The 732-nt window shown below is 39.8% G+C and carries 1 protein-coding gene; it reads left to right on the top strand.

Annotated elements, in window-relative coordinates; translation table 11 throughout:
* Positions 1-241: 241 nt before the first annotated feature.
* The coding region (locus A3738_RS03915; protein WP_197473568.1) for a hypothetical protein at positions 242-732 on the top strand (491 nt) is incomplete at its 3' end.

The following is a 732-nucleotide window of genomic DNA, read 5'->3' as shown; positions in this document are numbered from 1 at the left end:
AGTATGGCCATACACAATATGAAAGTGTGGTTGATAACTCATGCCTGTGCTCCGAAGATTTAACCGAGCTAACTGTAGACCATCGACTACAAAGGCAATCGACACATCTAGATCCCGTGCCTGTTCTTTCACCTAAACAACATTAACGGGACTTGATAGAGAAATTCCCAATGCCCTATGCTCCTTCTATTTCACTTTGCACAATTCACCTTATTACGCTTCTGTTGTTGCATTGGGATTAATGCGTAGCTATAAAATCACGACTATAGAGAAAACATCGCATGACACTACCGAGGGTATTACCATGAATTTCCATTTCTCAATTTCTTGGGTTTCATTGGCCATACTACTTTCTGCAGCTCTGGTAGGGAGCGTTCATGCAGATGAATCTGGCAATGTTACTGAACATAAAAAGATTGAAGTTGATCTCAACGTAAATAAAGAAGATCCAGATACCAGCCTTAAGCGCATGGAAATTATTGAAAAGGCCTTATCGAGCGATCTAATACAAAAGAAACGATCGCTCGTTAAGACGATCGAAAATGACTACAACCAGAAGATCATCGAATTATTGAACGCAACTGTTTCACCTCTTTCGAAACATAGGGTGATCACTCATATCGAAGTTAACTTTTTCTCGCCTGAATTTGAGAATGAAGTACGTGCTAGCAATAAGGTCGCGGTATCAATAATTTTGAAGAAAGCCACATTTGGTAATTGGCAGAATCAGAA

Source organism: Oleiphilus sp. HI0066, from assembly GCF_001635725.1.
The sequence above is the reverse complement of the archived record's forward strand: the minus strand, read 5'-3'. Positions and strand labels throughout refer to the sequence as shown.